At 39.3% G+C, this 24,666-nt stretch carries 24 protein-coding genes; 4 read left to right on the top strand and 20 right to left on the bottom strand.

All coding sequences use genetic code 11. From position 1 onward, the window contains the following. Positions 1 to 295: 295 nt before the first annotated feature. Positions 296 to 655 (top strand): WCX domain-containing protein, encoded by a 360-nt coding sequence (locus tag OCV57_RS12325; protein ID WP_449555729.1) that lies wholly within the window; start codon positions 296 to 298, stop codon positions 653 to 655. A gap of 438 nt (positions 656 to 1,093) precedes the next feature. Here OCV57_RS12325 and OCV57_RS12330 read toward each other — a convergent pair whose 3' ends face one another. The 12 genes from OCV57_RS12330 to OCV57_RS12385 all read right to left on the bottom strand — a co-directional run bounded on the left by OCV57_RS12330 (position 1,094) and on the right by OCV57_RS12385 (position 11,634). Beyond that, positions 1,094 to 2,212, bottom strand: coding sequence for an iron-containing alcohol dehydrogenase family protein (locus OCV57_RS12330; RefSeq protein ID WP_267301798.1), 1,119 nt, complete (start codon positions 2,210 to 2,212; stop codon positions 1,094 to 1,096). A 154-nt stretch (positions 2,213 to 2,366) separates the two neighbouring features. Then, the gene (locus OCV57_RS12335; RefSeq protein WP_267301849.1) at positions 2,367 to 2,597 is read right to left on the bottom strand and encodes a hypothetical protein; all 231 of its coding nucleotides are present in this window, start codon (positions 2,595 to 2,597) and stop codon (positions 2,367 to 2,369) included. Positions 2,598 to 3,384: 787 nt separating this feature from the next. Then, the gene (locus OCV57_RS12340; protein ID WP_267301799.1) at positions 3,385 to 3,846 is read right to left on the bottom strand and encodes a hypothetical protein; all 462 of its coding nucleotides are present in this window, start codon (positions 3,844 to 3,846) and stop codon (positions 3,385 to 3,387) included. Between the two features lie 80 nt (positions 3,847 to 3,926). Next, positions 3,927 to 4,385, bottom strand: a complete 459-nt coding sequence (locus OCV57_RS12345; RefSeq protein WP_267301800.1) for a DUF6557 family protein — start codon at positions 4,383 to 4,385, stop codon at positions 3,927 to 3,929. A gap of 13 nt (positions 4,386 to 4,398) precedes the next feature. After that, on the bottom strand, positions 4,399 to 4,653 hold the full coding sequence (locus OCV57_RS12350) for a hypothetical protein (RefSeq protein WP_267301801.1): 255 nt from the start codon (positions 4,651 to 4,653) through the stop codon (positions 4,399 to 4,401). A gap of 32 nt (positions 4,654 to 4,685) precedes the next feature. Continuing rightward, complete coding sequence (locus OCV57_RS12355) at positions 4,686 to 5,039, bottom strand: hypothetical protein (protein WP_267301803.1); 354 nt, start codon at positions 5,037 to 5,039, stop codon at positions 4,686 to 4,688. A 181-nt stretch (positions 5,040 to 5,220) separates the two neighbouring features. Beyond that, positions 5,221 to 5,463 (bottom strand): hypothetical protein, encoded by a 243-nt coding sequence (locus tag OCV57_RS12360; protein ID WP_147340424.1) that lies wholly within the window; start codon positions 5,461 to 5,463, stop codon positions 5,221 to 5,223. After that, positions 5,429 to 5,653: a hypothetical protein gene (locus OCV57_RS12365; RefSeq protein WP_022287758.1), complete on the bottom strand. Its 225-nt coding sequence runs from the start codon at positions 5,651 to 5,653 to the stop codon at positions 5,429 to 5,431. Before OCV57_RS12365 ends, OCV57_RS12360 begins: the two co-directional genes overlap by 35 nt. Before the next feature lie 56 nt (positions 5,654 to 5,709). Then, a complete protein-coding gene (locus OCV57_RS12370; protein WP_267301805.1) occupies positions 5,710 to 6,816 on the bottom strand; it encodes a hypothetical protein in 1,107 nt (368 codons plus the stop codon). Positions 6,817 to 6,940: 124 nt separating this feature from the next. Further along, on the bottom strand, positions 6,941 to 7,636 hold the full coding sequence (locus OCV57_RS12375) for a PspC-like choline-binding domain-containing protein (RefSeq protein WP_117923216.1): 696 nt from the start codon (positions 7,634 to 7,636) through the stop codon (positions 6,941 to 6,943). 329 nt (positions 7,637 to 7,965) lie between these two features. Beyond that, positions 7,966 to 9,309 carry a hypothetical protein gene (locus OCV57_RS12380; protein WP_267301807.1) on the bottom strand — a complete coding sequence of 448 codons (1,344 nt, stop codon included), beginning with the start codon at positions 9,307 to 9,309 and terminating at the stop codon, positions 7,966 to 7,968. A 147-nt stretch (positions 9,310 to 9,456) separates the two neighbouring features. After that, positions 9,457 to 11,634, bottom strand: a complete 2,178-nt coding sequence (locus OCV57_RS12385) for a transglutaminase domain-containing protein (protein WP_267301808.1) — start codon at positions 11,632 to 11,634, stop codon at positions 9,457 to 9,459. Positions 11,635 to 12,223: 589 nt separating this feature from the next. On the opposite strand from OCV57_RS12385, the gene OCV57_RS12390 reads away from it, so the two are divergent. Further along, entirely contained in the window at positions 12,224 to 14,137 is a 1,914-nt protein-coding gene (locus tag OCV57_RS12390) for a cellulase family glycosylhydrolase (protein WP_267301809.1), read from the top strand. A 319-nt stretch (positions 14,138 to 14,456) separates the two neighbouring features. On the opposite strand, the gene OCV57_RS12395 is transcribed toward OCV57_RS12390, so the two are convergent. Next, positions 14,457 to 15,785 (bottom strand): NYN domain-containing protein, encoded by a 1,329-nt coding sequence (locus OCV57_RS12395; protein ID WP_267301811.1) that lies wholly within the window; start codon positions 15,783 to 15,785, stop codon positions 14,457 to 14,459. A gap of 31 nt (positions 15,786 to 15,816) precedes the next feature. Continuing rightward, positions 15,817 to 15,945 carry a hypothetical protein gene (locus OCV57_RS12400; RefSeq protein WP_267301812.1) on the bottom strand — a complete coding sequence of 43 codons (129 nt, stop codon included), beginning with the start codon at positions 15,943 to 15,945 and terminating at the stop codon, positions 15,817 to 15,819. A gap of 174 nt (positions 15,946 to 16,119) precedes the next feature. On the opposite strand from OCV57_RS12400, the gene OCV57_RS12405 reads away from it, so the two are divergent. Beyond that, positions 16,120 to 16,722: a hypothetical protein gene (locus OCV57_RS12405; RefSeq protein WP_267301813.1), complete on the top strand. Its 603-nt coding sequence runs from the start codon at positions 16,120 to 16,122 to the stop codon at positions 16,720 to 16,722. Positions 16,723 to 16,861: 139 nt separating this feature from the next. Here OCV57_RS12405 and OCV57_RS12410 read toward each other — a convergent pair whose 3' ends face one another. From OCV57_RS12410 to OCV57_RS12425, 4 genes are all read right to left on the bottom strand, one after another. Continuing rightward, entirely contained in the window at positions 16,862 to 17,287 is a 426-nt protein-coding gene (locus OCV57_RS12410; protein WP_267301814.1) for a hypothetical protein, read from the bottom strand. A 15-nt stretch (positions 17,288 to 17,302) separates the two neighbouring features. After that, a complete protein-coding gene (locus tag OCV57_RS12415; protein WP_267301815.1) occupies positions 17,303 to 18,784 on the bottom strand; it encodes a Y-family DNA polymerase in 1,482 nt (493 codons plus the stop codon). Between the two features lie 190 nt (positions 18,785 to 18,974). Beyond that, on the bottom strand, positions 18,975 to 19,661 hold the full coding sequence (locus tag OCV57_RS12420) for a metallophosphoesterase (RefSeq protein WP_117865389.1): 687 nt from the start codon (positions 19,659 to 19,661) through the stop codon (positions 18,975 to 18,977). A gap of 217 nt (positions 19,662 to 19,878) precedes the next feature. Beyond that, on the bottom strand, positions 19,879 to 20,295 hold the full coding sequence (locus OCV57_RS12425; RefSeq protein WP_022286817.1) for a hypothetical protein: 417 nt from the start codon (positions 20,293 to 20,295) through the stop codon (positions 19,879 to 19,881). A gap of 507 nt (positions 20,296 to 20,802) precedes the next feature. Here OCV57_RS12425 and OCV57_RS12430 point away from each other — a divergent pair. After that, entirely contained in the window at positions 20,803 to 21,012 is a 210-nt protein-coding gene (locus OCV57_RS12430) for a DUF7675 family protein (RefSeq protein WP_267301817.1), read from the top strand. Positions 21,013 to 21,119: 107 nt separating this feature from the next. Here OCV57_RS12430 and OCV57_RS12435 read toward each other — a convergent pair whose 3' ends face one another. Then, positions 21,120 to 21,953, bottom strand: coding sequence for a transglutaminase-like domain-containing protein (locus OCV57_RS12435; protein ID WP_267301819.1), 834 nt, complete (start codon positions 21,951 to 21,953; stop codon positions 21,120 to 21,122). 328 nt (positions 21,954 to 22,281) lie between these two features. Next, the gene (locus OCV57_RS12440; protein ID WP_267301820.1) at positions 22,282 to 23,175 is read right to left on the bottom strand and encodes a hypothetical protein; all 894 of its coding nucleotides are present in this window, start codon (positions 23,173 to 23,175) and stop codon (positions 22,282 to 22,284) included. Between the last annotated feature and the right edge of the window lie 1,491 nt (positions 23,176 to 24,666).

A 24,666-nucleotide genomic window follows, 5' to 3' on the forward strand; every position in this document is an offset into this window, starting at 1 on the left:
TGGATATTTGTTCCATTTCGGAGAGCTGATTCCATACTTATTTTGCATTTTGGGTAGAAAATGTGTCAAGGGATATTGACAATATCATTCTGACGGCGATGATTTTCATGACCCACAATACATACAGCATTTTCGGGATATACTCTCGGCTATCCATGGCAAAAAGCTTATCAGAATAAGCTTTCAGACAAGAAAAGGCAACCGCATCACACACTATTTTCTGCCCACAAAGATAGAATACTCTGCCAAAAACAACAAGTTCAGGGTATATGTGAACCGATACCAAAAGCGCAGAATGGTTGACAGAGGAATTATAAATCTGTCGCAGGTAACACTCACTAAGCTGACAGATATAACGCCTGAGAGTTTTTTAGCAGTCACAGACAAGAAAAAGCAGGCAAAAATAAAGATACTCAACGAGCGAAATGCAGTAAATCGTTTTATGCTTGAATTTGCAGAGCTTGAAAAAGAGTCGGTCTTTGATGAGGACAGCGGTGAATGTATGGTATCTATTAAATATGACGAGCAGAATGAAAATGAGATAATAATACGTTTATTGTCATTCGGACCTGTGGTGGAGGTGCTTTCGCCATATGATTTTCGCAGGAAAATCAAGGAGAGGGTGGACAGGCAGTTGGCTTTGATGAAAGAATAAAACAAAGGCTCTCTGCCGTTTATATGGCAGAGAGCCTTGCTTTTTATCGTTTAAAAGATTTGCCCGTCAAGCAACATCACAAAGTCAAGCTTCGGCACAAAATCAGCGTCATTTCTAAGCTGACTAAGCACATAATGTTCAAGACAGCCGGGACGGTAAACGTTCCAAAAACTCTCCCTTACAAGGTTTTCGACTTCATAGTATTCTTCTTTTTTTCTCTAAACGAATCACAATATTTTTATTCATTGTTTTACCTCCTGAATGTTGTAAATGTCAACTGCTTCTCAGCGGGAGGTTTTAAAAATCGCCGTAAACCTCCCGTCTACGCTGCAATCTCCATTGTGTTGTACTTGTTCAAAAAGCACTCTCCTATTTTTATTATTTATAACAAAGCCATACGGCTCAGTCACCATTTATATATGCTGTTGTTCTTTGTTATTATGCCTTTGCTAGAAATTCCTTTCCTGCCTTATCGGTATCAAGTATCGCCTTGATAAACTTTTCTTCCGAAGGTTCGCCAGGAACATAAGTCCACTCAACAACGCTTGCCGCCTTATGTGCAATGGCTGGGACATCTTCTTCTGTCAGAGCTATCTCTCCTAATGTGCATGGCAGACCTATACTGTGGTTGAACTCAAAAATGTGCTGACGTTCTTCAAACTGCTCGTCATATGTAAGCAGGCAAAGCACGCCGAATGAAACTATCTCTCCGTGGAGGTGATCATGCTCGCACTTTGGAAACAGCGAAGCGCCATAGTAAACGCAATGGGCAAGAGATGAATTATAATAGTAATCGTCCTTTGGATCGGGGTTGTTCTGATGAACAGTAAAATTTGAAACGAGACCTGTTGTAATGATAATATCAAGAGCTATCTGCTCGATATTCTTTGAAGAAACGTTATTTCTGCAATCCTCAAGTGCTTTTTTTCCGTAGGATATAAGCGGTTTTGTGCATGCCTCTGCAAGAACTCTACCAAGCAAAGGCGTATGGGTCATATCCTTATCACGGCAGGCAAAGACCACCTCGTACTCTTTGCTGAGAGCGTCACCGATACCAGCCCAGAAAAGCTTTTCAGGTGATTCTGCGATTATTTTTGTGTTGATGAAAGTATGGAGCGCTGGGGCTTTGAGGTAAGCATATTCCTTGAAAGTGCCGTCAGCGTTGTAGATAACAGATATTGCCGTGCAGGAAGCGCAGTTTGAAGCAAGGGTCGGAAAAGTGAAAAACGGCTTGTCAATTCTGTCGCAAAGTGTCTTTACAGTATCAACGGCACGTCCGCCGCCAACGCCAAAGACCATATCTGCATTTTGCACTTCCGGCATAGCTTTAAGCATTTCAATGTTCTCATAATTTGAGTCGCCGCCATACCATATGAAGTCGGTTATCTCAAGGTCAGAGCCTTTGAGAGCCGCAAGCAGTTCAGGCTTAGCCTTTTCCATAGCGGTCTTTCCACCGATAACAACAGCGGTTTTTCCATAACGTCGGGTAACATAAGGTATTTCTTTGTAGCAATCGTCGCCAATAGAGTAGCTTGGTAAAAATTCGTTGTAAGACATATTCTTTCCTCCGTTATTTTTAACGGCATTTTCTACCGTCATAATTATATGATTTAATAATACAACTATTTATAGAGTAATTTTACGACATTTTGTTAATAATTATTAAAAATATATCAAAAAGCGGCACTCCCACTGAGAGTACCGCCATATATTATTCTTCCTCGCGGATAATCTTAACGCCAAAAACAAAATATACCACATGGCACACCCAAACCACTTCCACTGTTCTGCCTGCGCCCTCGTCACGAAGCACTTTGAGTATCACCGCTTCGTTAAGGCTGTCATGATTGCCTATCGACTCGTCAAGTATAGCGAACATCTTGTCGCTTGCCTCCATGTCGTTCATTGCAACGTGAAAAAGAAAGCTGCCTAACCTTCTCATTTGTATGAAATAAACAGCCGAGAGCATCAAATTACACGGAGCGTCATTGCCCTTAAATTATTACCTGAAAATTATATCATATTTTTGCAGTTTGTCAACTATTGTGAAATTCAGGCTATTTCAACTTTGCTTGTGATAAATTAAAATCTTTGCTTAAGAAAAGACTTAACGAGAAAAGAACAAGAATATGGGAAGGTATAGACATCACTGTCATGCCCAATATTTCCATGCTTTAACTTTATACCAAAACTTATATCATCATATTTATCGGAGAATATAAGTGTTTTCATTGATTTCATTTTTCCATTTTTAGATTTCACTTCAACGGGGACAAGATTATTTGCAGTGCGCAGGAAAAAGTCTTGTTCCAATTAGCAATTATCTTTTCCGTCATTTCATCAAGTGAACTGAACGGTCTGTGATCAAAACCTATTATGTTCTTGTGTCCGATATGCAGGTCTGACGTATAAAATTTTTTGGGTGCTAAAATATTCGACGATTCTGACAAAATATCCACCTGCTTTGGGTCATTATACTGCCCCATTTTCTTCGTGTTCAGCGAAATAAGTATTTATACACTTTCTGAACGTCCCCCAGGTCAATTTCCAAATCACTGGTATATGTACGACATCATCCTTAAATGTAACACTGCCGGGCAAGACCACATAGTCCACCGTCGGGTATCTGTCGTCAGATAGTGCAGCCGACACTCTGCATCTCCTAACAGGTTCATTTTCACACGTTATCTCTACTATACAATTAATGTCAAAACAATCTAAAAATTCTTCTAATCGCATTTTATATTTTCTTTTTTCTTTTCAGCCGTTAGATTTTTTATTGCGTTTATTATTTTTTCAGTTCTTTTATACCAATTTACAAGCTCATTCTTTTCTATAAGATCTCTTATGATCGGCTCGACCACAGGATAATAATCTTTACGTATACATATGTGATTTCCAAAACCTTCATACAGGTGCGTATAATTTTTCGGAGGCTTTGTGTGCTTGAAGTTCCTTTCGTCCTTACTGAGGTAGAACACGAACTCAGTTCTGCAGGATTCATCTGATTCAGGACCATTCCAATAGCAATCATCTAACGCAGGAAAATACTCCTTGACCTTTGAATATGGCATTTCTTCAGAAAAGAAAAGCGAGAACTTCTCACCTTCGGCTGTGATAAATTCCATAAGATTGCCGACCCCCATAGCACCAGGCTCGGCAAGAGTAAAGAACGCTATGTCTTTAAACATTTCCTTTGTATATTCTTGATTTTTTTACGTTTGCCAATTTCATATCCACCTTTCATATCACTATTCATAATCATATGGTTCTAATGGTATTTGCCAGTTCTTGGATAGAGTGCCTCCTCATCATTGAAAGCTTTGATAGTATTCTGTATCTGTTTCTCAGAAAAGCCAAAATACGTCATCTCATATAAAACCAACGCTGTGAATTTAACATCACCATACTTTGCAATGCTTGCTTCATCGACTGCATAACCTAAAACCTCATCCCAAGGAACTGCCTCGATACTGTAGGTTTTTTTATCTGATCTGTCGAGTAAATAAACGTTGTAAAGATTTTCACCTTCGTCCTGTCGGTCTTTCAGTTGTTCAATGAATAAAACTTCATTGTCAGACTTCTTTGGAGTCTTCTGAGATAAAGTCTTTAAAGCATCTCTTATATTTTTATTAACTGAACACTTGTCTTGACATTTGATAATCTCTAATAATTCGCAAACAAGCTTGATTTCATCGCATCTTTTAAGCACTTGTTGAAAATACATCATATCTCCCCAAATATCAATCTGAATCATTCATGTCAATAACATAATCATTTATCGAAAGCCACGCCACTATTTTTTCTTTACCCATATAGAAACACCCCTGCTTGAAATATCCTCTTTCCTCCCCTAGTCTGTATGCGTCCGAATGCCAAGTTGCTACGTCTAACCCGCCATTCTTATATAGCACGACACAGCCTGTCATATCCTCTGGTTTTTTCTCCTTTAAATTTATAAACTCCGACAATGGAATATTCAATTTCTTCTTTGACATAAAAATAACCTCTCCTCTTATAATCACATATCCTACAACTCATTCATATAGTTTTGTGTGTATTTACCCCAACAGCTTAGCATTTCATCATCTGAAAACTTCCCGTCATATAGATAGTCCTTCAGCTTCCTTTCCGCCTTTACAATCTCATCCAGGTTCGTTATATTCTTTGGGTCGCTCTTTATTACTTCAAATATTCTTTTCAAAGCGTGTGTGTAGCCCTTTTGACCATAGGCTTTCCTGCCTTCTGCCCTTATCTTTGGTTGTAAATTATGTGTAACTATATGTGAGACAGTTTCATCTATCCAGGACATCTGGTGATTAAAAGACATTCCAAAAAAGCTATCCTGAACACGACCGCTTTCCACGTTGCCCACTCCTTTCATACTCATCTTCTCTATATTTATAGTATAACACGCTTTCACCGTTACGTCTAGTAAGTTATTTGTCGCATACCAAACTATTTATAATTCAACAAACGACACTTATAGTGCCGTAATAATGATCACGGTATAATCAAAACAAGCGTATACCAAATCGGTATACGCTCGTTTTGTCAAAAAGCTATTACTCTGAAATATATTTTTCAGCCTTTTCCTTGAATCTCTCGTGAATTTCTTGATTTCTTTCTTCGACAACTTCGTCAATAAGCTGTGAAAATGTATTATTGATATTTACCTTGAGAAGTTCCTGCGTCTTTGTTGACAGAAAATAATCAAAGCATATCTCGGAAATGCATTTGAAAATATGTTCGTATTTTTCTTCAGGCTTCATACTATCCCAGCCTTTTTCCGCACACTGCGAAATCATAGCTCATATCGTCCCTGTCAGGAGAACTGTAGCCAAGCTCCTCCGGAACATCAGGCACGCCCTGCTGTGCTTCGCTTTCAAAAGGGGGTGGAACAAACTCTGCTTTGGGCTTTGTCTGCGGTCTGCAAAGTGCATATATCATAACAAGCAGCGTCACCGCAAAGCAAACCGCCAGCACAGATACTATCAATTTGCCGTCATCTTTTTTGCTTATTCATCATGAGACCCCTGAATCGTCAAAACTTATTATCTTCTCTGCGATTTTTCCGCAACTATCCAGTTTTCACCGCTCTGAGTTATAGTAAACTTCTCGCTGTCAACAAAGTCGGTCGGGTCAAAATTATATGTGCCTGCAAGAACGTGAGGAAGATATTTGCTGTTTGGATTTTTGTAGATCGTACTTGAAATATTTGTAGTACCGCTGATATTTACTGTACCTGTATTATTGATAACTACGCTTTTATTCGCATCTTCATTTGTAAGAGTGCAGTCAGTTATATTTGCAGTACCCCTCGAAACATAAACAGGAGTATATTTTGTGGATATCTTACAGCCTATAAGATTTGTTGTGCCGCCCTGCACCATTATCGGACCTTCGTCGCCGTTAAGAGTGCCGTTTTTGATAGTACAATCTGCGCCATTGTTCATTATCTGACCTGTGATAGTGTGACCGTTAAGGTCGAGTTCGATAACAGTGTTCTTTTTGCAGTTTATGCGGCTTTTCAGTGTGATATCATCATCAAGCTTTATCTTTCCGCCTGCTGCCATTGCGCTTACAAGGTCGTTATATGATGAAACTGTTTTTACATCTGTATCTGCATTTTCCGAAGCTTCTGCAATATTTACCGCTACGTTTCCTACTTTTGTAAGAGCGGTAACATTTGATGAAAGCTCGCCGCTTAGGGTAAGAGCCGTGCTTACTGTAAGGCTTTCATCATTAACAGCCTTGCCCTCGGCTGTGGGTATGGTAAATTCGTCATTTGTGAAAGTGCCTTTTACAACGCTGTATTCATCAAGAGGCTGGTATGTAAAATCAACGTCGATTGCCGCATTGGAATGGTTTGTAACGCTTATATCATTGCCCTTTGCAGACCATTCGCACTTGGTATCAATGTCATATTCGTGGGTTTTAGCGTTCCAAGTCTTTGTTCCGTTCACGCTGTATGTGAACTCCATTTCGCCCCACACAACGTCAGCCTGGATAGTTTTTGAGGCTTTGATATCCTCCACATACTTTGCCTTTACTCTGATATTCTTTTTGATGTTTCCGTCATCAGCCTCCGCTGCAAACGCAGCCGTACTGAGTATTGCCGCAAGTGCTAATGCCATTATGATCGAGATCGTCTTTTTCATAAGTAATTAGTCCTTTACAAATTATCATTATTTATGTATTTGGTGCGTCGCCTATTCCGTCCCACCTGCCGTCAAGTTCAATATATCGTCCGTCAATAGTGGTGTTCCTTGCTATTGAACCGTCTCAGTCAAAATAGTACCAATCGTCATTCACTTTGACCCAATCTGAGTGCAATTTTCCGTCATCACCAGAATAACGCCCATCATTTCCACCGTCATTGAACCAACCTCTGACAAGCTTGCCGTCTTCATCGGCATAATACCATTCATTTCCGCCGTCCTTAAACCAACCTGTGACCAATTTGCCGTTCTTATCATAATAGTACCAATCGCCGGTTTCCTCATCCTTATACCAGCCTGTTATCGTACTGTCGCCTGCATCTCCCGAATCATCAGTAGTGACATTCACTGTAATAGTGCCAACGGTCATGCTTTCAAAATGCTCTGTCGGTTTACCTGACAAAGTAAGTTTGCTGTTTCGGCTTTCTGAGATAGGCACTATTAGCTCACTGCTTGAAAATCTGCCTTTTATCTCCTCCATGCCCGTTGCGTTGGCATACGAGAATTTTGCTTCAACGCATACATTACCATTGTTTTTAACAGTAAAATTTCCGCCGCTGTCAGACCAACCGCCACCTTTATATGAGTGGGTCTCAGGATCCCACTGCCCGTCTGTATAGGTAAACTCCAAAGAGTCCCAAGTGATGTCGATGCTCACCTGCACTTTTGAGTCAGAATTATCCGCAGATGCAGAAACAGGCACTAACAACGCCGTGGCAATTCCCATAGCTGCAAAAAAAGCTTTTATCTTTTTATCCATATTTCACCTCTCTTCATCTGACACTATGAAAGCCGCCATAGTGTCCGCCATTGCTCACTCAACTGTTTCAGTATCATAACTCATCGTCTGCACAAGCACTTTTGCTGAGTTTTTCTATTATTCTCATTTTCATTGTTTAACAAGCATCTCTAATTAACAGCATGAATATTTATAATAATTATCTATGATTCTTAACAAAAAGTCAATAATATTTGCACAAACGGCAAAAAAGTTGCACAAGCGGTAGGTGATTTGGTGTACGGAAAGCAAAGCCTCCCACAGAAACAATTCCGTGGGAGGCTTGTTTATTATATCAAATACTTATTATCTCACTCATCGTCCTCTCCCACAGCCGAAAGCTTTTTATATCGGCGGTGTTCGATTATCTGCTGTTTGTGCTGTTCAAAATACTCGTCATATCTGTTTCTGCCAAACTTTGCTATCAGCTTATGATTATAATTCATAAGTTTGGCTGTAAATTCATCACTATCAGCGTAATACAAATTAAGAAAATCATTATGATCATATCTTTGACCCTTTCGGTCAAAGTCAAGCAAGTCAAGAAGCATAGCGGCATTAAAATCTATTTTCAGATCTTTATGGCTAAGGTTTTCTGCCTTTTCATCACCCACCATATAAACATGGTACAATTCCGGTTCAGCAATAAATCTGTATTCATAACCGCCCTCTTTGTTCTTTAATGAAGCGGTGATAATTGCTTTTTTACTCTTGATATCATTATTGAAAAGACCCTTTATACGGCTGAGCAAACGATATGTTTCATAAAACTTCTTCTCTTTTATATCTCCACGAAGAATGTTTTCCTCAGAATCCTCCTTGCTGAAAGACTTATTTCCGGCTTCGCTTTCAAACAATGCCTTTGCCGCAACAGCGTTCCAATAATTTTTCACATATACGCCCTGACCATTGTCCTGATCCTGTTCTACTCTGAAATATCCGCCCTCAGGATAAATAGAAAAGGTCGTTTTGTCAAGCTTTTGCGAGAGGCTGTGCCTTTTTGCATCGGCGGCAGCACCACGGACGCTGACGATAATAACATTTCCAACTATTCTTATAATACCTATGGCAAGATTGGCGGCTATCACAAAAGGCAGGATAAAGCCCCATGTAATAGCAAAGGTCGCACGCAGAGCGATAAGGATTATCCACAAAGGTCCCCATATGGTCATACCTAGATCGACCTCATATTCCTCACGGGTCATCTCATCTTCAAGGAGGACAACTTTTGAAAAGTTATTATACACAGAACCAAACACATTGAAGCCCTTTCTCCCTATCCTAAAAGGAAAGCCTGCCGCAAATATCCAGCAAAGCACGCCTGAGATAAGTGCAGTGAGCCAATAATATTCAAAATATTTTGCCTGCTTGAAGCTTATTTGCCTGTTCAGAATTTTATTCACAGGCTTTTGCAGCGGAGTCACTTTACTAAAGATATTTTTAAGACTGTTGTCAATATCAGTATACGAAGCCTTTTCACCGTCTTTGACAACGCCAAAGGCACTTCCCACAGTGACGGTTTGCTTTGAGTTTTCAGCTATGTACTTATCATATCTGTCATCGTTTCCTGCGATCTTAGGTATAGCAAAGGTCACAATGACAAGTGCGACCACAAGTATCACAAACTGCATCAGGGCTGTAACAATGTTTTTCATTTTCCATATGTTCCTTTCAAATATGATCTTCTAAATACATTATAATATATTGAAAGGGATTTGGCAAGAAGTATCATAAGATTTTTTCGCCATTATAAAACTAAAAAAATGCTCTGCGGAATCACACTCTCCGCAGAGCATTTTGTTTTAGTATAACTTTCCGTTTTTCTTGTAACCACCGTCAGCCTCAGAATATTTAAGGCACATAAACTGCCACTTGTAATTCCATTGTGGACTGTCATAGACCTTTTCTCCGACTTCCAGCAGATAAGTCACTCCGTCTATCTTTATCTCGCCCCAGAAGTGCTGTCCTCCGCCCTGGCGGTTGCCCATAACAAGGTTTGCGTCATAGCCGAGATAAACCATCATTTCCACCAGTGCGCCATTGTAATCAGAACATTGACCTTCTTTGTAAACAAAGATATTCTTGCTATGCGAGCCTGTCGGTATCCTGCCATATTTCAAATTCTTTCTTATCCAATCCGCAGTATATTCGACCTTCTTTGCCGCCGACCAATCTTTCTTGAAATGCTTTGAGGAAAAGTTTTTAAGTATCTTCTTCTCCTCTGCTGTAAGAGTGTGCGTCGAGGTCTTTGTTTTCTTGCCCTGAACGTTGTAGATCTTATAAGTGCTGTGGCTCTTTTTTGTTGCCGCATTAAGTCTTGAAACAGTGTTTATCTTGCATTGGATACCCGTCCAGTTGCTGTAAACCACCTTTCCGTTTATGGTCTTATAAGCCCTCATTTTGAAGTGATAATTCTTTGAACCTGAAAGGTTTGATTTTGTATAAGAGGTCGTGCTGTTCTTTGTTATCTTCTTGAGCTGAACATAATCGTTATAGCAATCCTTTGGCATACTATAGTAATCGTTATGTGGGATAGTCCACTCATCGCCCTTGCACCAGTATATCTGATATCCATCAGCCTTTGTGTTCTTCTTCCAGCTTATTGTGACTTTCTTATTATAAGCCTTTACTGTCATTTTCGGAGTGGATAACTTTGTGTTGCCTTTTACTGTTATATAAGGGCCGGTCTTAGAGTTGTATTCAAGCTTTACGGCATAAGTATAACTCGTTGCCTCTGAAAGCTTCTTGTCAGTATAGCTTGTGGAACTCGTGACCGTCAGACGCTTGTAGGTCTTTTTCTTTGGATCATAGCGATAAACCCTGTATTTGCAATTTCCGATCTTGTTCCAGCTAAGCTTTACAGAAGTGGTAGAGTCAGCGGTAGCCTTAAATCCCTTTGGCTTTCCTAGAACGATCTTGAATGTTGTCGAAACAGGGTACCTGCTTTCGTAGTTTTCACCAAGAGTAACAACAGCGGTCGCTGTGCCTACATTTGTGTTATTGTAATATGTTACAGTATAGTCAGAACTCTTGATCATATTTCCATCCGCCTTGACAAAAAGGCTCGGTCTGACAACTTTGCCAGTATAATCCACATCAGCTATTTTTAGTATCTCGACCTCAGAAACAGCTTTCGGGCTGATAGTGAAAGGCACTGTCACATATCCCGTATAGCCGTTCATGCCTTCTATGGTCATATAGCCTGTTCCGGCATTCACATTGTTTGTGTATGATACATTATAATCAACGTCACGTCTTAGCACCTCACCACTAACTGTAACAACAGGTGCAGGAGTCTGAGCGTAGCCCGTGTAGGTGCAGCTAGTATCCACAGAAATATTCTCGCTGGATATTTCAGCCTCTACAACGCTATACTCAAAGGAATCGGTTCCATTAAAGTTGCCGATACCTTTAATATAAGCATAATGCCAGCCAAGCTCGCCACAGTCGTCCTCATATTCAATCTCATAGTCAACGCCCTCAGCAAGCACAATATCATTGTATGTAACAATAGGTTTTGGCTGAACAGGTTTACCGGCACAATAGCTCTGCTCATACTCGTAGTTAATATTCGCACGGTAAATATCAGTTGGCACGATATTGAAATTCTTTGTAAAGCTTCCTGTGTAATTACCTATACCAGTGAAAGTAGCCGTCGCTGTACCTACGTTTATGTTGTTCTCATAAGTAACAACATAGTCCTCGTCCTCAGTGAGCTGGTAATAGTTGTTGCTGTCCTTAAGAGAATAGCCATAAAGCGTCTTTTCCGTGCCGTCATACGTCTGATCGCCTTCATACCAACTGCTATACATATCCTCAGTCAACTGAATGGCTTCATCGTTTTCCGACGTATAAAGACCGACTTCCTCTCCGCCAGCAGGAATTTGCTCCTCTGCCTCAGCTCCAAAGCATACCACTGCACTTTGCAGTGCAAGACACACTGCCACTGCCGTCGTAAGCGTCCGCTTAAATAACTTCATATTATTTTTTTCCTTTCCACTATAATTTTCCTACATATTACTAATTTTATCACAAAGGTGTGACAATGTCAAGATAAAATACAACAAATAGAAAGCCTCATGACATTCAGTTAGATCGTGAAGTTGAGGATGTAAAATACGGTGATACCACACTAGAATAAGGAGGTCTGATTATGATCTCTGAATTTGTACGAGAACAAAAAAGATATATTCTGACGGCTTGATAGAATCAATATAAAGGAAATTTTATATCGGTATATATGTTCAACGCAGCGTATATACAGATTTTTGTTTCAAAAAGTTTCTTAATTTTCTGAAATTTAAAAGCAGAGTTTTGTACACATACAACATATTATACTGTATATGCGATAAAATTTAGTCATATTGTTCAATTAATCTACGAAAAATTGTGCTAAAATACGAAAATTATTTGTGTAAACGTTTTACTTAAATATTTAAGTTGACTTATTTTACTTTTAATAATATAATGTTTTACGTTGACAGAGTTAAGGCAGCAACGCACGAGGATAATGCAGTGCTGCCTTAGAATACCGGTATTTAAAAAATAATTGTATAAGAGGAGCTTTTTATGGTACAGAACAAAACTTTTTCTGCAAAGGCATTACAGACTTTTGTTGCTGTAATGTTTGCCGTAATAACCTGCTTCGGTTTTATGACAACACCGACCGCAGAGGCGGCATCAGGATTTTATGTAAGCGGTACTAGTATCTATGACGCTAGCGGAAACAAGTTCGTTATGCGTGGCGTGAACATTGCTCATGCATGGTACACAGAGAAGACTGAAACTTCTATCAAGGGCGCTGCAAACAACGGCGCAAATACCGTAAGAGTCGTACTTGCAAACGGCTCAAAGTACACAAAAACAAGCGCACAGGAAGTAAAGAACATCATCAGCTGGTGCAAATCAAACAAGCTGATATGCATTCTCGAAGTACATGACGCAACAGGCAGCGACAGCACTTATGATCTTAACAAGTGCGTTGACTACTGGAAGGAAATGAAGAACGTTCTCAGCGGTACTGAGAAATATGTTATCGTAAACATCGCAAACGAGTGGTACGGCACATGGAACGGAAGCGCATGGGCTGACGGCTACAAGTCTGCTATCCGATCTGTAAGAAACGCAGGCATTACAAATATGCTTATGGTAGACTGTGCAGGTTGGGGACAGTATCCTGACAGCATCAAGGATTACGGTAAGTCTGTTTTCAACGCAGACTCACAGAAGAACACCGTATTCTCCATTCATATGTATGAATATGCAGGCGGAAACGCATCAACTGTAAGAAACAACATTGATAACGCACTCAACATCGGTGTGCCTGTTGTTATCGGCGAGTTCGGCGGTCAGCACACAAACGGCGACGTTGATGAGGCTACTATCATGAGCTACTGCACAAGCAAGGGCGTAGGCTATCTTGGCTGGTCATGGAAGGGCAACAACTCTGACATGAGCTACCTCGACATTGCAAACTCATGGGACGGCTCAAGCCTTTCTTCATGGGGAAATACACTTATAAACGGCTCAAACGGAATTAAGGCAACTTCTAAGACCTGCTCAGTTTACAGCGGTTCAGGAAGCTCTTCCGGCGGTTCTTCTTCAGGAACTTCAACAGATTCCAACGGCGGAGTTCTCGGACTTGACGGAACATATTACATCAAGAGCGCACTCAGCGGCAAGTATCTTGACGTATACAAGGCAAAGGCTGACAACGGCACAAACGTTCAGCAGTACAGAGGCACAGGCGGAAACAATCAGAAATTCAAGCTTGTAAGCGACGGAAACGGCTATTACACTATTTACACAGGTGCATCAAATTACAAAAGCTGTCTTGACGTATACAACTGGAGCAGGGACAATGGTGCTAACATCAACCAGTGGCAGTATCACGGCGGTGACTGTCAGAAATTCCAGCTTGTAAAGATCGGCGACGCTTATGCTATCAAGACAAAGATCTCAGACTGCTACTCATGCCTTGACGTTTACGAACAGAACACAGCTGACGGAGCAAACATTAACCAGTGGAGCTACTGGGGCGGAAAGTGCCAGCTTTGGTATCTTGAATCAACATCAGGTTCTTCCTCATCTTCTTCAAGCAGTTCAGAAAGCAATTACAAATCGATTTTCTGGGGTTCTTCAACTGCTTCAGCATGGGGTCAGGCTGCTTCAGCAATGACTTCAAAGAATGGCGGAAGCTTCAACGCATATGACATTCAGTCAAACGGCTACTTCTACGTTGAATACTCAGGAACACAGAATCAGGTAGAATTTGTCCTTCAGAGCTGGTCAGGCGGAGCAGAGTGGGCAAAGGTTTCACCAAGCGAAACAGGCACAGCAAACGGACACTACTACGCAAAGTATTCTTACAACAACTGCAAGTCAGCATTCGGCACTTCCGATTTCGGCGGAAAGCTGGATCAGATCCATGCAGGTGCAGCAAACGGCACAGTAACGATCTACTCTGTATGCTACTGCTGGTGATCTAAGATTTTTTCAGACTTCATACTGTTTCACAGCGGTATGAAGTCTTTTTTATGCAAAAAAATTTTAACTGTACCTTTGGTTTTCTTCCTTCAAAAAACAAAAAATCAGAGCCTACTGTTATTTATGAGTTGCCTATACGGATCGTTCGCTTTAAAATATCAGATGACAGCTATGAAGTAATTGCTACAAATTTATCTGAAGATCTTTTTTCTTCTGATGACCTTAAATACACCGTGTGGCTTAGATATTTTCACGCAATTTTATTTCTTGATTTTATTAGCTTAATGATATTGATAGAAAGCCATGCGAATTTTTCTTAGATTGTTTGGATCTCTATCACGAATTTTCCTTCGGAGTTCACCTTCAGACGCAATGTCTTGACATATCTATTGCAAAAGTTCTCCATTTCTTTCATGGTAGCGGTCACTTTTGTGGCTTCATATATCTTGTGAGTAAGCTCCAGAGGGTTCTCTCCAATGAGTGAGGGCAAATGCTTTTCAAGCTCTGCAAAGAGTACGGCACGTTTCAACTCCTCCGTGCCTGCGGTGCAGAAATCATCAATGGCACAATAATAGATGCCGTGCTGTGCGAGGGCGTTTTTGATCGCCGTTCCACACTTCTCGTATTCGTACATAACGAGAAACTTTGCTTTCGGCAGGCTCTCGATAAGTCCCCAAAAGTCCGAATCACTTGACACAATAATAAAAGATGTTATCCCGTCACGGTAGAAGTCCGTGACTACGCTTGCGGTCATTCGCACATCGACCAGTGACTTTCTGTCTGTCACTCGGTCGATTTCTATATGTTCAACTGGTATCTGCGTGAATTTAGAGAGCCAATCCCAGCCTGCGGTAGTGTTCGGATCGTCATATAGCGTGATCTTCTCGATCTTAGCAAGTTCTTCCTGATTCAAGCCTTTCAGAACACTATAAAGCTTGTATGGATCAGAGTTCTCACAATCGACAGCTATAGCTGTTTTCTCGGTGCTGTCGATAAAATTATAGATATTGTTTCGTGTTTCATCATCTGCGTCCCGATATTTCGTATAATCGGTGAAGCTGTCATTATGCTGACCGTAGATGATCTTCAAAAACTTACGGTCGGAATAGATGATGCTCCCGACTTCGGCAGGTTGCCAGTGAATATACATTTGAAATGGATAATGCTCGATGTTCGCCATGTACTTGGTGAACTCCTGCTTCATGACACCGTTCTTGTTGTATTTCGGAACAAAGAACAGATCTCGGATATACTCCCAATTCAGCCAATCGTAAAACAAATGAGAGCACTTGTCGATATTTTCATTGATGAGTCTTGTAAACTCCTGCATATACTTCTCTGAACGGCAATTCGCTTGGATAATGGTAAATCCCCATTTTTCAAGCTGTTTGATATTATCCTTATCGTACCATTCTATGTTATGCAAATTTTTGAGCTGAAACCGCATAAGATCATCGGTCTTTTTGAACTTCTGCATCAGTACTGTTCGCAGCTTACATAAATATCTTATCGTAGTGGCGTCCTTATCGGCTTGGAGCTTCTCGATAAGCTCGGAACATTCACCGTAACTCACGGTCAGAGCTGACATTCGGACGCCTATCATATAGGCTATAGTAGTAACTACCTCTTTTGTATCAACGGTCAAGTAAAACCCTCCTATTCATTTAATTTGATAATCAATTGCCGTCATTATCCTGTTGAGCCGATTTTATCATGGTCTTGCTGATAGAGATTTCTGCGATCTCCACCCGCTTGATTTTCTTATATAATACACAGTTTACTAATTCTTCGTTTTCGTTATCCATTGCGATTCACCTCCGCTCTGCTCTATATCCTGATTATAGCACAACTGGCGGTATATTGCAATGAAAAAGTGTGCATAGATTGACTTTTTCGGGGTGGTTTGGTATAATAAGGGCTAGTGAGAGGGCAACTCGGCTTTCTCTGCTAAATCGTAATTGGCAGATTGGAGAGAAATTATGAGTGGAAAAGCTAACGAAACAATATCATTGTTTATAAGTAAACTATCTGAGACTACAGGTTATAAGTACTTGAAGAGCAGCAGATCACTCAAGAAAACGATTGGTCAGATTGTATTTGAAGTCATATTTTTTTCGTCAAAATGGAATGATGACAATAATATTGAGATAAATGCTGACTTTCGGGTTTCATACAAAAAATATGGTGCTGCATCAACCATACACAGTATTGTAGCCTGTAAAAGTTTTCAATCTGGCAAGGAATATTGGTACGATATTTCAAATAAAGATAAGTTTGAGGAGATACTGAAATATTTTGAAATGGAGCTTCAGACAACAGCTGTAGATTTGTCTAATAGATTTGATAAAGATTTTAAAGATGCGTGTCAGTATCTTCTCGAAGAAAAGTTTAGCGAGTATCATGTGTTTTTCGATTTTCTTATAGATGTTCTTGGGGAAGAAAGCGTAATGTATCGAGTGAATGAATTTATAGAACAATTAAGCGATTCTGACAAGCAACAAATAGCTGACTATAAAAAAGGTGTCAGAAATAAATCTTGGATGTTAAATAGGTCTAATATGAGATTTGTTGTGGATAATTGATATATATAAATTCTAATTTAGCTTAGTAACTGAATACACCCAAACACGGATAACCGTCCTCATCAGACGGCTATCCGTTTCTTATTCCGCATTTTCACAAAAAAAGAATGCAAAAACATTACAGCAAATAAGGTTTATTCTACTGTATTTTCCCTCTCTCCTCCACAAACTCCACCAAACACATATCCTCCACAGCTATCCTAGTCTTGTCCATAAAAACAAGCTCATTAGTATAGCTGTCATAAATTCTCACTATGCCTGTTTTACTCTGATAACTGCCACCGCTTTTTCTCTTATCGGGAACAAAATATGTCACCCTTATCTCAGGGCGTTCGTCAAGCATATCAAGCAGGCGGTTGAGATCGTCATTGAGCTTGTTTACCTCGTCCTCTGTCAGCTCCTCCCTGATTTCGGTGTATCTTGCGGTTTCATCAACAGCAGCGTCATAGCCTGTCAAAGCGGCAAAAGGGCTGAACTGCGCCGCCCTGTCTGATATAGACATTTGCGGATGATCGTCATAGTGCGGACGTGAAAACTGCTTTATATCATAATAATTGTCGTACATTGTAAGCCCCACCTTTCATGCCTTGTGACCGCCTATACTGCGGTTGCGCTCTCTTGCCGTAGCTCCCTCGGTATAGTTCGTGCCTTTCAAAATGGCATTTTTCCCATATCTGTGCTTTATCAAGAGCATTGCTTCCTGCAATGCCCTTTCTTTTTCTTCTGCGTTGTTATCAGCATTTGCCGCTTCCGCCATATCAAACAAGCTTATCTGCTCATAGCTCTCAATTTCGGGGATATCCTCTTCTCTTATGACATTACAGGCAGTCAGATTAAGCCGTCTTGCAAGCAAAGTCTTGTCGATAATTCTGTCAAAAAGAGCCATGGCCGCGTCTGTTATTTTTCTGGTCGAGGAAGTGTGCCTGCCTAGATTTTGAGTACCATGGGCGTGCTTTGGTATCTTCCTGCCATAGTGGTCGCAAACCACCTCGCCCGTATAGTGACCGTCCGCCAAGCTTTCTTTATCATACCCCACAGTGAGAACGATTTGATTTGTTACAACGCCCTTATCCACAAGGTCAAGGGACAGCATATCAGCCATTTCCCACAGAATAAGCCTTGTGCGCTCATAATTACACGGCTCTTGCAAGACCTGCCCAGAGGAAATGCTGTTGTTCGAGGGGCGGTATGACTTCACGTCAGGTATGGCGGTAGGCTCGATACCCCATGCGTGGTCGATAAGAAGCTCGGTATTTTTGCCGAAAACCTTGTAAAGCTTCCCTATAAGATAATGATCCAGCGACCAGCGTGAGATATCCCCCATGGTGTAAATACCAAGCTTTTCAAGGCGGCTCGCTGTGCCTGCGCCCACACGCCAAAAGTCCGTGATAGGGGTATGTCCCCACAGCGTTTCTTTGTAAAGCTGTTCGTTCAGCTCAGCGATACGGACGCCGTTTTTATCCGCAGGGATATGCTTTGCCACAATATCCATTGCCACCTTGCACAGATACATATTCGTTCCAACGCCTGCTGTGGCGGTTATACCTGTAGTTTTCAGCACGTCCAAAATGAGCATTTGTGCAAAGCCACGTCCGTCAACGTTATAAAGCCCGAGATAGCCCGTTGCGTCAATAAAGACCTCGTCGATAGAATAGGCGAAAATATCCTCTGGTGACACATATTTCAGATAAATCCCGTATATTTTTGCGCTCACAGCCAAATATTTCGCCATTTGCGGAGTTGCCACGATATAATCAAGCTCGCAGGCAGGGTCGGATAGCTCCGAATAGATATAGCTTTTCTTTGAAAACTGTCTTTTAGGAGCTTTCTGCAAACGCTCCTTATTGACCTGCTCCACACGCTGAATGACCTCAAAAAGCCTTGCCCTGCCTGAAATACCAAAGCTTTTCAGTGATGGTGACACTGCAAGACATATAGTTTTCTCCGTTCGGCTCTCATCAGCCACCACAAGGTTTGTATTCAATGGGTCAAGCTGCCTTTCCACGCACTCAACCGAAGCATAAAAAGATTTCAGGTCTATTGCAACATAGGTCTTTTCCATAGCATCACCGCCTTTTTCCTTTATGTATAATAGTATACCACGAAACTTTCTGTTTTACAATAGAAAATCGAACAAAAGTTCTGAATTTTTAATTAACTCTTTTCATGGCAGTTGACAAAGTAAAAAACGTCCCCGAGGAAAACTTGGGGACGTTAGTGTTATATTGGGTTTTAAGACGGCATACAATAGTCTACCAAGCTTCACTGTCATAAGGCTCAATAGGAATATTGTAATTCTCTGTTACCTTATAATATTTATCAGTGTCAGTGTCTACCATAAGAACATTTATATCTCCTGTGCTGAGCACATCTCCGTCAATGTAGTAGTGACTCGCTCCGTCATAGTAGATATCGTTAAATCTGCGGTCGCCTGAAATCGTGTTGGTATGGACATGCCCTGCCACCACCTTTTTGTCAAGTCCGTGTATCTTGCCAAGCCTGTGAGGGTACTGCTCTGTAAAAATATAATCCTCGGTGCAGTATTCCCAAGCATTGCCAGAATCCTCGTCAATGCCAGCGTGGACAAAGATAGTGTTGCCCTCAACATGGTATCTCGGCAGACGTTCAAACCAATATCTATACGAGTCATCAGAGTCATCATATTCACCGCTGCCTAGCATTTCATTGACCGAAGAAAAACCGCTCATCACCATTTCCTCGTGATTGCCAAGAAGCGCCACCACCTTCCTATGACCATATATATTCTGCAAGCCCATTATCTTTTTAAGCACAGCTATATTGTCCTCACCGCCGTGGATATAATCTCCCAGAAAGATAAGCTTTGTGTCAGGCTCGTCAAGGTGGTCAATGACAAGCTCCAAAGCGTCGCAAAGTGCTGAATAACAGCCGTGGATATCACTCATGCAGTATATTTTCATGCTTTTCTCCTTTTGTATCATTAGTTTGGTCGTATTTAGCTATCAGTTTTTCCATGTCCTCAGATCTTGTTTTGACCTTACGCATAACTAGGTCGAGCATTTTTTCAGGTTTTCAAGCTTATCTTTTATATTTTCCTTTTCTGCCATAGTTTGCCCTCCTATAACAATTATCTCTATAATTATATTGTATCACAGGGAATATATCCCTGTCAATCAGCTATGCCACACGAATTATAGTATTTGAAATTATCTTGAAAAAAATATCTCCTTTCTCGCTTGTTTCAGGGGTGATACTGTTATACACAAAGGCTGAAACACAGCCGTCTATGCCGTCGCCTTTCATATCAAGGCACTCACGCTCGGCTTTCCAATCGTTTTTGTTAGGATAAACGCCCCCGCACATACACAATCTGTCAAGCTTTCTGCCGTCCGTCCTGTTGTAGGCCTCTACTCTCCACTTTCTTGCGTCAGCGTCACAGTACATAGAATAATCATCATATATCACCGTCTTTTTGCCCTCCTCGATCATGATGACCTGTGTACCCTTTCTTTGCTCGTCAAATGGCGGAATGTTATCTGACAATGCCATTCTCTCAATGACCTCTGTGTTAAAAATCTTTGTGTTCTTTTTCATAGCCTTACCTCCGTATCAACTCTGTCTTGACCTTATGTGCTTATTATAGCACCTTTAAGGTTCTGTTTACTGTTCCAAAATGGTCTGTGGTGTGTTTTTTTGATTTTATTCCCTTTTCAAGCTTCTGTATATATTATAGCACCCGCTTAGTACAGTTTACCGAACCAATTCGGCACAATTATGATATATTCTTTTTTTCTTATATTTTTTTGCGAGATATTTGATAGTGTATTTCTCATACAATAAACTTTCCTGCACCTTGTTTTTGCTACAGAAAAATGATATAATAAAAACGACAAAAAAATCGACAAGAAGAGAGGATCAGTTATGATGATAATAAGAGGCATTGTTGCAGGATAGAAAAAATAGTTTGCAAAAATTAATATGACATTTGAATTTTTGAAGCCACATATTTCAGCGTTGATAATCAAGACTTGATAATTCAGTTTGAGATTAAATGTACTGAAATTGCAAGAAAATGTGATTTATGAAAAGAGGTAAAGCGCAGTGCCAAACATATGGTACAAAAACAAAGAAACCGATACTATTTGGTGGAAAGATGACCCTACAGTTATCGGAGTGTGGATATTCAGCTTTGACAAAACCACTGAATTTAATATGTTCCATGATTATCCTTATAAATTAACAAAAGAGCAGAAACAGATTTTTGATAAAGAAAATCCCGAATGGGCGGATTTCATTAAGGATAGAAAATAACAGATACAAGGTATTCATTTTGTAATTAGATAAACCTCTGATATCCAACATAATAAAAAAGCCCACAGACCCGATCACATTGATCGCATCTGTGGGCTTTTGAAATTTTACCACACATCATATATCTTAGCCTTTTCCTCGTTGAAATCATCAGGAAGCGTTCCGATATCCCAGCCGGAATTGGTAGTTTCTATGTAAAGATAATGGCTTCCATTGTAATCATAGTACGTGCCGGGGGCATCGTCTGTTGCCTTTACTCCTATTGCAACGTGTTCAGGAAGCTCGATAAAAATGCAGCCATAGCCAAGCTCTTTGAGCAAAGCTCCCAAAAGTATGGACGAGTCCTCACAATCACCGCACTGGTCATAAAGCGTTTCCAGAGGATATTTAGGAAAATCAGTATATCCCGTTGAGGTCATGTCGTCAACATACTCTATGCTCTGCACGAAATTTGCAGTTTCTCTTATAGTCTCAGATTCGCCATAATCGCATTGGTCGCAAAGGCTTTTTATTTCATCTGCAAGCTGTTTTACGAGCTTATGATTATTGTCGTCACTTACATAGTTATGATAATCTTTCACATATGAGTATCTCAAAAGACTATGATAATATTCATACATATCGTCCTGAATATTCATTGATATTTCAAAGGTATATTGTTTGTCATAGCTCGTCCAGTTAAAAGTCCTTTTCGACCATGTGGGGTCTGCAGGCTGAACATAGTCAGGCTTTCGGTCGTCACGAGGCTCATAACCGTCCTCATCAGTGACTATGGGTGTTTGCTGAGTAACTGCGGTAGTGGTCTGCTGTGTTGTTGTGGTGTATGTATCGTATGTATTCAATCCCGGTCTTTTCTCTGGATACAGAAATTCATCAATTGTATTGCTAAATGCAAAATATACGCCCACTGCCACACAAATAGTAATAAGTATTTTCTTCATATATTCGTCCTGTTTTTAGTTGGTTTACGGCTTTTGTCATATGTACATTATACTACAAGATGGTATAAAATACAATACTATTAGATATACTTTACGAATTTGTTCTTATTTTTGCTATAGTTTGATATTTTGCGAAATAGTTGGAATTTGTGTGGTGGTGAATTTCATTCTCACCTTTCGTGAATTTCTGTTATATTCATAGCATCTGATCTAGCGGAACATTTTTTGTGACAATGAAGATATTAATTCCAACACTTTTCAAGAAAGTTAGTTTAACATCGGTGCTACATTATATTTTATGTAAATAGTTGCATCTTATATTATTTGATCATCTTTTTTCATACTCACTAATATCCTCATCAAAAACAAGATAAGCCGAACACTCATTGTTCTTTATCATATCATTTATGTTTTTCAAAGCTTCAGCGTTTTTGGTTCTTTCTTTTTTAGAAAAATTCTGCTGGAGCTTTATTATATCTTCTATATCCTCACAAGATAAAAGCTTAGGCTCATTTCTTCTGTCCAGCATACCGTATGTACACTTTGTTTTTGATATCTTATTTACCTTTTGTTTTATAAGCTTCATTTCAGGATCACTTGTCCAAGCAATAGAGTGCTTATGATCATATTGATGATTTATTTCACAGCCACAGTGTTCACATTTTATGTTTTTATCTACATACAGCGTTAGCCGTTCACCGCCAAAAAGAAGAACATTCTTTGATTCTTTTATTGTGCTTATACATTTAAGACACATTTTAAATGCTATACTGCCGGTCAAAACACCATAAGCTAAAATAAAATAAATTCGTTCTGCTTTCAATGCCACAAATAAGATACCTAATATTGAACATATAACTAAAATGCTCTTGTGTATCCTATCAAAGTCTGGTCTTTCGACAAGTTCCATTTTTACAGACTTTACCCTTGCTCTTATCCTGCTGCCAAGGTGTGTCATTTTATAATCATACATTCTATATATATCAAAAGTATGCCAAGAGCGTTGTTCCTCAAAATATATTCGGATATCGTCTATCTCTTGGTTACTTAAAGTTATCTCGGTGGTTTCGCCCTCTTTTATACCAATATCTCTCCGCAGTAACTCAGGAACGATCTTTACAGGTGTTTGTTCAATACTTACTCTTTCCCATCCAATATCTTTTCCACATTCACTGCATCTTATCGGTTCTTCTGCCCACATTGTTAAACAATAATTGTTCATTCAAAAACCCCTTTCTTTATATAATGTTTACTTCATTACATTTTGACATTTATTTGCCAAATATATTGTATCACACATCAAAACGAACTGTCAAATTTAAAAGCGAACAAATTCGGACAGTTGCACTTTTGTATAATACACATTCCTTAAAGTATACAGATTTCTGGAATATAACAAAAAGAGAATTAATTAAAAAGGCGCAAAAAGTGATATTTGAAGATAGCCAAGAATTCTTGCAAATGCTTTTTGACATAGCAAAAAAAAGAAAGCATATATATTTATCAACGAAAGGTACCCAGAAAAAGATACAAGCAGCACCACGACAGATCACCATAACACTGTTTATAATTATAAATAAAATTTTATTACTTGATATATTTTTTCAACTTATAAGATAAGAAAATAAATGACATATTATATATTCAAAATTAAGAAGATATATCGTTTTAACGCAAATAATAGTTGTTTATTTTCCATATCACGTTCACCCTAAAAAAGCAATAGTTCAAGTAGTTTTAAAGATAAAATCAGCGGATCGCACAAAGGTGTTAGTGTTTCATTGGCGGTATTGCTGTAAAATCTGAAGATAACGCATTATAAAACAACAATTTTTCATTTATATAAACATAAAGCTATAATAAGTAAGCAAAAAAAATAAGAAATAAGGATAAGTGGCTCAGTTTTATTTTAGCATATATACTCAGTATGTTTACTTATTCTTGTTATAAGATAAAATAAAAAGAAACAACACATCTTATATTACAAAGAAAGAATGAATGAAAATAATAGTTGTTTCTTTTCCATATCACAGTCGCTCTAAAAAAGCAATAGCTCAAATAGTTTTAAAGATAAAATCAGAGGATCGCACAAAGGTGTTAGTGTTTCATTATTTTTTTATCATAACTGGCTCACTTTTTTATTGACAAAGCACCTATAATTAGCTGCAATATAAAAAAAGATGTAATTGACTTATATGTTATATCTATCTCTTTTCTTATACTGCTCATAATAAAATAAAATAATAAGTTACTCGGTATCTTTACTTATTCAAGCTTATAACAAAGATACTATCAATAGTGAAATTCACTGTCTTTCTTATTATATAATGAGTGTTCAACTTAGATAGTTGATATTTTCCGCCAATCAGTTTGTACATTATATCCGAATACGCTTGTTATTCCTTGTTGAAAACGCATAAACTTCAGATAAATTTTTATTTTATTGATAAAATGCATTGACTTTTGAATAAAAATATGATAAAATTGAGCTGTTAGAAGAAGTATAAGTTTAGTGTATCTAAATCATTTAGATGCTCTTTTTTTGTATCAAAAAATAGAGAGCTCACATTCGTTAAAAAAAGAATGTGGGCTCTCTTTTTGCTTTTTTGTGGTTTTTGCTAAATGTGGCAAAAAAATCACCTCAGCAATTCCAACAGGTAATACTTGTTTAAAAAAGTCCAACATTGCATTCCTGATTTTCGGAAACGCAAAA

The sequence above is a fragment of the Hominimerdicola aceti genome (assembly GCF_025567495.1).
In the GTDB taxonomy this organism is placed as follows: Bacteria; Bacillota; Clostridia; order Oscillospirales; family Ruminococcaceae; genus Hominimerdicola; species Hominimerdicola aceti.